We start from the raw sequence: 11,710 nt of genomic DNA on the forward strand, positions 1-11,710 counted from the left end.
CTCGTGCGCTTCTCATGCGCTCAGTTGGCGGCCAGCTTGTGGGCGGCCTCTTCCTCGGAGAGCCCCTCGATCAGCGCGAGGAGCGCGTCCTCGATCTCTCCGGCGAGACCGCGGATGGTGCGTGCCTCGAAGAGGCTGGCCACCGCGATGTCCACCGCGAACCGTTCCCGGATGCGGGCCACCAGTTGGACGGCGACCAGGGAGTTGCCGTTGAGGTCGAAGAAGTCGTCGTCGATGCCGACGGTGTCCACGGCGAGGGTCTCCGCCCACATCTCGGCGATCACCCGCTGTGCCTCGGTCTCCGCCTCGACGTAGGGGGTGGCGATGCTCCGCGGACTGGCGGTCACGGTGCGCTGCGGCGCCGCGGCGAGCTGCTCGCGCAGCACGTCCCGGGTGACCTTCCCGGCGAGGGCCATGCGCCGGGTGAAGCTGTCGGTGCAGACGATGAGCTGCGGGGTGACGCCGGAGTCGAGGATCTCCCACAGCATCGGATAACCGTCCTGGGCGCGGATGCCGAACTCCTGCTCGTTCACCCGCAGCAGGGCCAGCTCCAGCTGGGCTCCGACGTCGGTGGCGGCGCCACCGGGTGCCGCGGCCGTCGAGGGGGCGCCCGCCGAAGCCTGGACCGCGTCCTCCCCGTCCACCGCGATCAGTGAGAAGCCCTCGATGGCGACCAGTTCGGCGCCCTGGTCGTCCACCACGGTCACATTCGTGCGGACCAGCGAGCCCTTGGTGTCGTCCAGGTGTTGGATCCGGCTGTGCACCCGGGCCGGCAGCGGGGCGCGGACCACGATCCGGTCGTACCCGAACGGCAGGTAGGTGCTGTCACCGGTGCCGATGATGTGCTGGGCGATGGAGGTCGCGCAGTCCAGCATGGCCGGGTGCAGAACGTACTCGTCCAGGTCGGCGTGGTGGTCGGCGGCGAGCTCGATGGTGGCCAGTTCGTCGAACCGGCCGTTGTCGGCGGTCTCGCTCGTCCAGTGTCCGGCGATGGTGTCCCACCGCGGGCCCAGCCACACCAGGCCGGAGGCGTCCCCGGAGGCGGCCCGCTCGTCGGGGCGGTGGCAGTGCTCGCGCCACTCGCCCAGGGGGTGCGTCGGTACGGGGGTGGTCGGTCCGGGTCCGACGGTGGCCGTCGTGTAGTCGAGCGCGCCGCCCCGGGGGTTGTCCGCGTCCTTGACCACCACCCGGAAGCGGCGGTCGCCGTCCGGGATCAGCAGGATGTGCACGGAATGGCTGGTGTCGAAGGAGAGCGGGCGCTGGAAGACCAGATTGGTGATGGTGCAGGTGGTGGCACCGGTGGCCTCCTGGTAGGCGGCCCGGATGATCTCGATCAGGCTGGTGCCCGGCGCGGTCGGCCGGTCGGCCACGGTGTGCTCGGCGGTCACCCAGTCGTCGGTGGAGAGCTTCTTGACGAAGGTGATGTTGTCGCTGCCCGTCCGGACCAGCCTGCTGCCCAGCAGGGGGTGCGCGACGTCCTCGTAGCGGTCGCCCAGCTCGAAGTCGAGCAGCACGTCGGGGGCGTCCATGTTCGCCATGCCGAGGCCCTGCCAGATCGGCCAGTTGACCGAGACGACCCGGGCGCGGCCCCCGGCGGCGACGCGGGCGTGGGCGTAGGCGTCCATGATGGCGTTGGCGGAGACGTAGTCACCGAGGCCGAAGTCACCGGTGAAGATCGCGAAGGTGGAGTAGAGGACGATCGCGTCGATGTCGTCGCCGAACACCTCGTCCAGCGCGAGGGTGCCGAACACCTTGGCGGCCATGACGCGTTCGGCGTCGTCCTGCGATCTCGCCTCCAGCATCCCGCCACCGGTCACGCCCGCTGCGTGCAGCACCACGTCCACCCTGCCGAACGCCGCCTCCGCCTCCGCCCGTACCTCGCGCAGCCGATCGGCGTCGGTGATGTCCGCGGCGCAGACGAGCACTTCGCCGCCGAGGCGTTCGATCTCCCGGACCGCGAGGATGCCCTCGGAGGTCTTGTCCTCCTCGCCGTGCCCGGCGAGGTGGTCGTCCCATTCGTCGCGCGGCGGCAGCCCCGACCGGCCGAGCAGGACCAGCTTCGCCGAGTGCCGCTCCGCGAGGTCCTTCGCCGTGAGCAGGCCGATGGCGCCGAACCCACCGGTGATCAGATAGACGGCGCCGTCACGGAGGAACCCGGCCCCCTCGCCGGCCGGCGGCAGGGACACCTCCTGGTGCTCCCACACCCATCTGCGGCCGCCGCGGTAGACGACCCGCTCGTCGTCGCCGTGTCCGATCTCCCGCAGGATCTGGCCGAGCTGGGCCTCCGGGACCCCGTCCCGGGTGATGTCGATGGTGCGGCAGCGGGTCTGGGAGAGCTCTTTCGGGAGCAGCTTGACGAAGCCGAGCACACCGGACTTGGCCGGCTCGATCCGCTCGGCGCCGGTGACGGGCTCCGCGTCGCTGGTGAGCAGCACCAGATCCAGCGGGGTGTCGACGATCTTGCGGGTGATCGCGTGCACCGCCGTCAGGATGCTGAAGAAGCCGAGGTCCAGGCCATTGCGGGCGCGCTGCGTCGCGGTGTCGCCCGGGATGTCGCCGACCAGCCAGCCGTGCACCACCCGCAGTTTCGACGGCTCGTCCGCCGTCGCGGCGGCGAACACCGCCACATGGTCGGCCAGTTCGCGGGGACGGACCGTGAAGGTTCCCTCGTCGTCCCGGGAGAACTCGGTGCCCTGCCGGACGACGAAGGCGGTGGCGCCCGCCGCGCGCAGCCGGTCGACGAGACCGATCAGCGGAGCCGTCGCGGACTCGTACACCAGCCAGGTGGTGTCGGTGTCGACGGTGGCGCCGCCGAGCAGGGTCCGTTCCCGCCAGCTCGGCACGTAGTACGGGCCGGTCTCGGCGCTGATCGCGGCCTCCGCGGCGCCCCCGTCACCGTCGGCGGTGCCGGGCTCGATGTCCAGCCAGCACCGCACCTTGTCGTACGGCACCGGAGGAAGCTGGACCCGGCCGCGGCTCTCGTCCTTCCAGAGTCCGGCCAGGTCGAGTTGCACGCCGACCTGCCACACCTGGCCGACCGCGCCGAGCAGGACGGCGACGTCGGACTGGCGCTGCTTGACGTGCCGGACGGTGGACACGGCGAGCCCGGTCCGGTCGGCCGTCAGTTGCTGTCGCGCCAGCGAGGTGAGTGAGTTGCCCGGTCCGACCTCCAGCAGGACCCGCTGGCCGCCCTCCAGGAGACGGGCGACCGCGTCCCCGAAGCGCACCGCGCCCCGCAGGTGTCTGGTCCAGTACTCGGGGTCGACCGCGTCCTCCGGCGTGATCCAGTCGCCGGTCACATTGGAGACGAACGGTGCGGTCGGCCGGGCCCGCTGGACGCCCGCCACCAGGTTCCGGAAGTCGTCGAGGATCGGGTCCATCATGCCGGAGTGGAAGGCGTGCGACGTGTGCAGCGGTCGCCCCTCCACGCCCTGGAGGGACAGCAGTGCCCGGACGTCCTCGACGCTCTCGCCGGGGCCGGAGATCACCGTGGTGTGGGGCGCGTTGACCGCGGCCACGCTCACATCGTCCGGCAGCGACGGCCGTAGCTGGTCCTCCGCCAGCGGGACGGACAGCATCGATCCGGCTGGAAGCCCCCGCATCAGCCGGCCGCGATCGGCGACGAGCCGCAGCGCGTCGTCGCGGGAGAAGACCCCGGCGAGGGTGGCCGCGACGAACTCGCCGACGCTGTGGCCGACCATGGCCTCCGGCCGCACTCCCCAGCTCTCCAGCAGTCTGGCCAGCGCGTAGGAGAAGACGAACAGGGCGGGCTGGGTGACCTCGGTGCCGGTCAGCCGCTCGGTGGCCCGCTCCAGGTCGGCGTCGTCGGTCGGGTAGAGCACATCGAGGAGGTTCCAGCCGGTGTGCTCGGTGAGCACCTTCGCGCAGGAGTCCACCTCGGCGGCGAACACCGGCTCACGTTCGTAGAGTTCCTGGCCCATCCGCACGTACTGCGCGCCCTGACCGGGGAACATGAACGCCACGGAGCGCTCCGTCCCGCGCGCCGGGACCAGTGCGGGGCTGGGCTGCGGTACGCCGGCCGCGAGCCGGTCCGCCGCGGCCTCCGCGCCGTCGGCGACCAGGAACCCACGGACGGCGCGCTGGTCCCGGCCGACCGCGAGGGTGTAGGCGGCGTCGGCGAACCGGTCCCGCTGCTCGCGCAGTCCCCCGCCGAGCGCGGTCGCGGCCGACTCCAGGGTCTTCGGTGTGCGCGCGGAGACCACGATCAACTGGTGGGTACGGGCCGGAGGCGTGGTGACGGGCTGCGCGGGCGGCTCTTCGAGCACCACGTGCGCGTTGGTCCCGCCGACGCCGAAGGAGCTGAGACCCGCCCTGAGCGGACCGTGGTCGGAGACCCAGGGGCTGAGTTCGGTGTTGACATAGAGCGGTGAGGCCGCGAAGTCGATCTGCGGGTTGGGCTCGTCGAAGTTCAGGCTCGGCGGCAGTATTCGATGCCGCATGGACATCAGCGTCTTGATGAGACCGACGACTCCGGCGGCGGCGCCCAAATGCCCGACATTTGTTTTCACCGAGCCGATGGCGCAGTACTGCTTACGGTCGCTGTACTGACGGAATGCCTGGCTCAGCGCATTCACTTCGATCGGGTCACCGACGAAGGTACCGGTGCCGTGCGCTTCGATGTAACTGACCGTGGAGGGATCCACACCTGATCTGTTCCAGGCGTCGATCACCGCCGCGTACTGACCCTCGGCACTCGGCGCGGAGAAAGCACCCTTCTGCGCGCCGTCGTTGTTGATGGAGGTGGATCTGATGACACCGATGACGTTGTCCCGGTCCGCCAGCGCCGCTTCCAGCGGCTTGAGCAGAACCGCACCGGAACCACTGCCGAAAATGGTGCCCCGCGCCTTGGCGTCGAAGGCACGGCAGTGGCCGTCCGGCGAGTACATGCCGCCTTCGGAGTAGACGTAACCGGAAATCCTTGGCAGGAACTCATCAACGCCACCGGCGAGCGCCATCTCGCATTCGCCGGCCCGCAGCGCCTGACAGGCGAGATGCAGGGCGACCAGCGAGGTCGAGCACGCGGTGAGGCAGGTCAGCGCGGGTCCTTCGAGGCCGAGTCGGTAGGAGACGCCGGTGGCCACATAGTCGCTGATGTTGGAGAGGCTCGCGGTCAGGCCGCCGAGCAGGGTGTAGGCATCGGGGTGCGGCTTGACGTGGAGGTCGAGATAGTTATTGACGCCGACCCCGCCGTACACACCGATCCGACCCGAGAAGTTGCTCGGCGAGTATCCGGCGTACTGGAGTGAGCCGTCACATGCCTCCAGGAATGCCCGGTGCTGCGGATCGAGCACCTCGGCCTCACGGACGGTCATTCCGAAATAGCCGGGATCGAACAGTTCCGTATCAGGGGAAAGAGGTGCTGCTTTGACGTAGTTGGGGTCGTTGATGGCCTCCTCGCTGACCCCTGCTGCCCGCAACTCGTCATCGCTGAAGAACGTAATCGACTCGACGCCGGAGACGAGGTTCTGCCAGAGCTCCTCGGTGTCCCGGGCCCCTGGAAACTTGCCCGCCATTCCGATCACGGCGATGTGGCCGCTACTGCTCTTCTCCACGGTTCCCCCTTCAGAAAACCTGAACAAAGGAATGTCGCGGGCCCACGGTCGTCGCCATGGAAGTGCACCGGAACCATTCCGTTGGACGTCAGCCTGCGGACAGCGGAGGGCGATCTCAAGGGCTGACAGCCCGCCTGGCGTAAAGTGGCCACCGCGTTGACGGGGCCCTGTCCGCTGCCGTCTCCTGAGCCGATGCGGGGAGAATCGGACAGTGGGAAGCGGGCCATGTGAGCGCGACGGAAGCGTCACGGAAAGCGAGCGAGGGAGCACCGCGGCCGCGTTTCGGCCTCGGCTTCACCGCCGTCTGCGGCGGGATGTTCCTCGCCAATCTGGCCTCCGGCATCAGCTCGGTGGCCTTCCCCTGGCTCGCCACCTCCCTCACCGAGAACGCCCTGCTCATCTCGGGCGTGGCCGTGCTGCTGGAACTGCCGTGGCTGCTGGCGAGTCTGCCGGCCGGCGTCTTCATCGACCGGGCCGACCACCGGTGGACCCTCGTCCTCACGCATCTGTTCCGCGCGCTGATCGCGGGGGGTATCGCGCTGGCCGTCGCCACCGGTTCGACCGAACTGGCGCTGATCTACGCCGCCGCGTTCCTGATCGGCTCGGCCACCGTGCTCAACGAGAACACCAGCCAGGTCGTCGTACCGCGGCTGGTGCCCTCGTCCCTGCTGGAGCGGGCCAACGGCTATCTCGTGATGACCGACACCGTGGGCGGACTCTTCATCGGCCCCTGGCTCGGCGGACTGCTGCTCGGCGCCTCGCTGACGCTGCCGTTCGCCGTCGAGGGCGGACTCTTCGCCGGTGCCGCCGCCCTGATGCTCCTCGTCGTGCTCGCCCCGCGCGCCCGGGAACTGCCGAACCGCACCCTGCGTACGGAGATGGCCGAGGGGCTGCGCTACTTCTGGGGCCATCCCGTCCTGCGCACGCTCGGCCTCTTCCTCGGCCTGCTCAACCTCAGCGGCGCCATCGCCCTCTCCACCCAGGTGCTCTACGCGCAGACGATCCTCGGCCTCGAAGCGGCCCAGTTCGGGCTGCTCTTCCTCGCCGGCGGTATCGGCGCGATGCTCGGCGCCTGGCTGACGAGCACCCTGGAACGCCGGCTCGGCGCCCGGCGGATCCTGCTGATCAGCCTGGCCGGCAACGCCCTGAGCAGCCTGATCGTCGGGCTCGCGAGCAACGCCGTCCTGGTCGCCCTCGCCATCGCGGTCGGCGGGATGCTCTCCACCATCTGGAACGTCCTGACGGTGAGCTACCGGCAGCGGATCGTCCCCGAGGAGATGCTCGGCCGGGTCAACAGCATCTACCGGCTGCTCGCCTGGGGGCCGCTGCCGTTGGGCTCACTGCTGGGCGGAGTCGTCGTCACCGTCTCCGAAGCCCTGACCACCAGGGAGATCGGCCTGCGCACCCCGCTGATCCTGGCCGCGCTGCTCGCCGGCGCGCTCACGATCGTCGGCTTCACCAAGCTGCGCGAAGGCATCTGGTCACCCGACTACCGCGCTGGCGGGAAGGACTGAGCCCATGTCCCCGAAGACCCTGGTGCCACCCCATCAGAGCACCGGCTCCGGCGAGCCGGTGCTGCTGCTCGCCCCGGCCGCGACCCGGTCGGCGGTGTGGTCACTGCACCAGGTCCCCGCGCTGCGGGCGGCCGGGTACCGCGCCCTCACCTACGACCACCGGGGCACCACCGACGCCTTCGCTCCCGACGGGCCGTGGCGGTTCGCCGATCTCGTCGCGGACGCCGCCCGGCTGGTCCAGGAGGCGGCGGGCGAACCCTGCCACCTCGTCGGCTCCTCGCTCGGGGCGCTCGTGGCCCAGCGGCTGGCGGTGCTCAGACCGGACCTCGTCCGCTCGATCACGCTGCTCGGCACCCGGTCCCGTACCCCTGCCTTCACCGCCGCGCTCGCCGGGGCCAACGCGGGCGCCGCCCGGTCGGGCGAGGTGCCGGTCGACTACGCCGCCGCGGCCACCATGACCCAACTCTTCTCCCCCGCCACACTGCTGGACGACAGGTTCGCCAAGGAGTGGCTCGACCTGATGACCTTGCGTCCGATCCGGGGGGACGGCATCGCCCGGCAGTATCTGGCGACCCTGACGGTGGACGACTGGGCGGACGAACTGTCCGCCATCGACTGCCCGACGCTCGTCGTCGGCTTCCCCTTCGACACGGTGATGCCCCCCGCGCTGGGCCGGGAGGTCGCCGACGCGATCGACGGCGCCCGGTACGAAGAGGTGGCGGACTGCGGCCACTTCGGCTTCCTGGAACGACCCACCGAGGTCAACACCCTGCTGCTGGACTTCCTCGCGAAAGCTTAGGCCCGCTCGCTCGGCTCTCGGTCCGGGAGCGACCCGCGCTGGCCGGGTGCCGCGGTCAGTCCTCGACGGTGATCAGGCCGCGATTGACCGCGGTCATCACCGCGGCGGTACGGTCGTCCACCCCGAGCTTCCCGAAGATCCGCAGCATATGGGTCTTCACGGTCGACTCACTGATGAACAGCGCGGAACCGATGGCCGAGTTGGTCAGACCCCGGGCGACCAGCCGCAGCACCTCGGCCTCACGCGCCGAGAGACTGTCCCGCTTCGGACTGCGGACCCGCCGGGTCAGCCGGGCGGCGACCGCGGGAGCCAGCACGGTCTCCCCGGTGGCCGCGCCGCGGATCGCCTGGAGCAGATCGGCGCGGTCCGCGTGTTTGAGCAGATAGCCGGTGGCCCCCGCCTCCACGGCGCTGAGGATCTGATCGTCCGAGCCGTAGGTGGTGAGCACGAGGACCCGGCACTCCGGCTTCTGTTCGGCCAGCCGCGCGGTCGCCTCCACTCCGCCACCCGGCATCCGCAGGTCCATCAGCACCACCCGGGGGTCGAGCGCGTGCGCCATCGACACGGCCTCGTCTGCGCTGCCCGCCTCCCCGACCACCACCATGTCGGTCTCGTTGGCCAGCATCCCGCGCAGCCCGGCTCGGACCACGGGGTGGTCGTCGACGATGAGCACGGTGATCGGTCCTGCTTCCGTCATCGAGGCACCTCCACCAGGATCGTGGTCCCTTCACCGGGAGCACTGTGCAACTCGCGGCTGCCGCCCACCTGTTCGACCCTTCTGATCATTCCGACCAGACCATACCCGTGTGGCCGGCAGTTGGTGTCGATACCGTCCCCGTCGTCCCGCACGCGTACGGCGACGGTCTCCTTGGTGTAGCTGAGGGTGACGTCCACGGACGACGCCCTCGCGTGTTTGCGCACATTGGCCAGCGCCTCCTGGGTGGCCCGCAACATGACCACCTCGACCGCCACCGGCAGCGCGCCGGGCTCACCGCGTACCGAGAAGCTCGTCGCCAGCCCACTGCCCTCGGCAGCCCGGTCGGTGAGCCGGCGTAACGCCTCCGGCAGGGAGGCGGCGTCCAGCGCCGTCGGCCGGAGCGCCTCGACGAGGGCCCCCGCCTCGGCGAGGCTCTCCCGGGCGGTACGGGCGACCAGGTCCAACTGGTGCCGGGCCAGATCCACCGACTTGCCGTGGCCGACGGGCAGGCCGGTCATCTGGTCCAGGGTCGATCCGGTGGCCTGGACCAGCATCACGATGCTGCTCAGCCCCTGGGCGATGGCGTCATGGATCTCACCGGCGAGCCGTTCGCGCTCGGCCGCCACTCCGGCCTCCCGGGACACCTCGGCCAGCTCCCGCCGGGTCGAGGCCAGCGTCACGATGAGTTCGGCGCGCTCCCTGCTCTGTTCGATGATCCGCTGCACCCAGGAGCCGAAGATGGTGGAGAACACGATGATCACCAGGGCCGCGGGCCCCTGGTCGGCGAAGCTCTGCACCACCGCGCCGGTCCGGAAGGTCTCCACGGCCACCGGCACCGAGGCGAACACCACCACCGCCACGGTGGCGTAGAGCGGGCGTAACGTCCAGTACGTCTGCGGAATGATCGTGATCAGCGCGATGGAGCTGGCCGAGGCGAACGTGTCGGCGGCCGTGAAGAGGGCCAGCAGGACCACGAGGTAGACCAGGCCGCGCCAGCTCTCGTCGTCGGAGCGCATCACCGCCCTGCCGTACACCCCGTACCACGCCACGCAGCAGACCAGCATGACCGAGGCGAGCCACTGGCTCTTCGCGGTCGTGTCCTCCAGGGTCAGCACGAAGGCGACGGCCCCGGCGAACCCGCTCACATAGAAGAGGTCCCAGGTGAAGTAGCCGCGGAGCCACTCATGTCCCGACTGCTCTACCCTTGGCGGCTGTTCTTCCAGCGGAAGGTGAGCAGACACAACACCAGGCCGCCGACGCACCACGCGGCCAGCACCAGGGCCGTCCGTCCCGGTTCCCATGAGCCTGCTACCTCCTGGAAGGTCATCGAATCGGGCAGGAACACCGATCGGAACCCTTGCGCCATCCACTTGAGCGGGAAGGCGGAGCCGATCTCCACCATGGGTGACGACAGTTCACTGATCGGATTCAACAGCACGCCGGAGACGAACTGTAGCCCGATGAACGGAAGCATGATGACCGCTGACGCGCTCTTCGCCGACCTCGGGACGCTACTGATGGCGATACCCATCAGAGCGCATGCGATCACCCCCAGCAGGAAGACCCAGCCGAATGTCAGCCACCGGTCCAGCTCGGTCGGCAGGCGCAGATCGAAGAGGGCCTTGCCGATGGCGAGGAGGACGACGACCTCGGCGAGGCTCACCGCGAGCACCAGCAGCACCTTGCCGATGATGTACGACGCCATCGTCGTCGGCGTGCCGCGCAGCCGCTTCAGGGTGCCGTCGTCGCGGTCATGGGCGATACCGGTGCCGAGGGTGACGAACGCCGCGGACATGATGCCCGCCGCGATCATGCTGGCCGCGAAGATCTGACTGGCCGCCACCCCGGTCTCCGGCACCGTGTCGTTGTAGACGCTGGCGAGCAGCACCAGCATCACCACCGGCAGGGCGAAGGTGAAGACGACCGCGTCCCGCTCCCGGAAGAACTGCTTGAGCTCCAGCGCTCCCCGCCCCAGCCCGATCTTGACCGAGCTCGGGGGTTCGGGCCTCGCCTGTCGCCGGCGGGGAGTCTGTGTGGTCATGCCGATTCCTTCCAGAGCGCCGCGGTGCTGGAGTTGCTGCTGATCAACTGCAGATAGACGTCTTCGAGGCTCGGCCGCTGGACGGAGAGGCCGGGCACGATCCCGGAGTTGCGGCGGACCAGTTCGGCGACGAACTGATCGGGGTTGAGCGTCTCCGCCTCCATCAGCCGGCCGTTCTCGCGCCAACTGACCACGGCCCCGGCATCGGCGCGGTCGCCGAGCGTCGCCGGCTCGCCGATGATCTTCAACTGACCGTGGGCGATGACCGCGACCCGGTTGGCGAGCGCCTCGACCTCGTCCAGGTAGTGCGTGGTGAGCACGATGGTGGTGCCCTCCGCCGACAGCCGACGGATCAACTGCCAGAACCGCACCCGGGCCTCCGGGTCGAAGCCGGTGGTCGGCTCGTCCAGGAACAGCAGATCGGGGTCGCCGATGATGCCGAGGGCCACGTCCACCCGACGGCGCTGCCCCCCGGAGAGCCTGCCGACCCGCTTCTTGGCGTGCTCGCCGAGCCCGACTTGGTCGATCACGGCGTCCGGATCGCGGTGCCGGGGGTAGGTGGTCGCGAAGTGGCTCACCACCTCGCGCACGGTCAACTCGGATGCGTCCGCAGCGGTCTGGGAGACGATGCCGATCCGGCTGCGCCAGGCGCGGCCCGCGGTGCCCGGGTCCTCCCCGAGCACGGAGACGGTCCCTTCGTCACGTGTGCGGTAGCCCTCCAGGATCTCCACCGTCGTCGTCTTGCCCGCGCCGTTCGGCCCGAGCAGCGCGAACACCTCACCGTGGGCGATATCGAGATCCAGTCCGTCAACGACGGCCGTACGGCCGTATCGCTTGACCAGTCCCCTCACGTGTACCGCTGAATCGATCATGTATCCAGAGTCGTGCCGGACGGGCGGAACCAGTAGCGACCTGAGGTTGGATCCCGGCGTCAACCGGTCGATGGACAATCCACCGCGCGGTTGCCGGGAATCACCTCCCGGCCCGCCACTGAGCACGGAATTCCACCGTCCGGCGGGGGGCATCTCACCGGGATACGCGGGCCTGTTACGCGCCCCGGCGTTCCGCATTTTCGGGCGATCGGCC

7 protein-coding genes are annotated in these 11,710 nt (G+C 69.8%); 2 read left to right on the forward strand and 5 right to left on the reverse strand.

The features are described from left to right. Positions 1–20: 20 nt before the first annotated feature. Entirely contained in the window at positions 21–5,573 is a 5,553-nt protein-coding gene (locus ACH4S7_RS22815; RefSeq protein ID WP_398523071.1) for an SDR family NAD(P)-dependent oxidoreductase, read from the reverse strand. A 227-nt stretch (positions 5,574–5,800) separates the two neighbouring features. Between ACH4S7_RS22815 and ACH4S7_RS22820 the strand changes: the two genes are divergently transcribed. Beyond that, positions 5,801–7,087 carry an MFS transporter gene (locus ACH4S7_RS22820; protein WP_398523072.1) on the forward strand — a complete coding sequence of 429 codons (1,287 nt, stop codon included), beginning with the start codon at positions 5,801–5,803 and terminating at the stop codon, positions 7,085–7,087. 4 nt (positions 7,088–7,091) lie between these two features. Then, positions 7,092–7,886, forward strand: a complete 795-nt coding sequence (locus tag ACH4S7_RS22825) for an alpha/beta fold hydrolase (RefSeq protein WP_398523073.1) — start codon at positions 7,092–7,094, stop codon at positions 7,884–7,886. 55 nt (positions 7,887–7,941) lie between these two features. Here ACH4S7_RS22825 and ACH4S7_RS22830 read toward each other — a convergent pair whose 3' ends face one another. Genes ACH4S7_RS22830 through ACH4S7_RS22845 form a run of 4 tightly spaced genes read right to left on the reverse strand, consistent with a single transcriptional unit; the run spans position 7,942 to position 11,496 of the window. Then, positions 7,942–8,583: a response regulator gene (locus ACH4S7_RS22830; protein WP_398523074.1), complete on the reverse strand. Its 642-nt coding sequence runs from the start codon at positions 8,581–8,583 to the stop codon at positions 7,942–7,944. Continuing rightward, positions 8,580–9,824, reverse strand: a complete 1,245-nt coding sequence (locus ACH4S7_RS22835; RefSeq protein ID WP_398523075.1) for a sensor histidine kinase — start codon at positions 9,822–9,824, stop codon at positions 8,580–8,582. Before ACH4S7_RS22835 ends, ACH4S7_RS22830 begins: the two co-directional genes overlap by 4 nt. Then, entirely contained in the window at positions 9,782–10,624 is an 843-nt protein-coding gene (locus tag ACH4S7_RS22840; protein WP_398523076.1) for an ABC transporter permease, read from the reverse strand. Before ACH4S7_RS22840 ends, ACH4S7_RS22835 begins: the two co-directional genes overlap by 43 nt. Further along, positions 10,621–11,496: an ABC transporter ATP-binding protein gene (locus ACH4S7_RS22845; protein ID WP_398523077.1), complete on the reverse strand. Its 876-nt coding sequence runs from the start codon at positions 11,494–11,496 to the stop codon at positions 10,621–10,623. Before ACH4S7_RS22845 ends, ACH4S7_RS22840 begins: the two co-directional genes overlap by 4 nt. Positions 11,497–11,710: the final 214 nt, after the last annotated feature.

Source organism: Streptomyces sp. NPDC020965 (assembly GCF_044333555.1).
Lineage (GTDB): Bacteria > Actinomycetota > Actinomycetes > Streptomycetales > Streptomycetaceae > Streptomyces.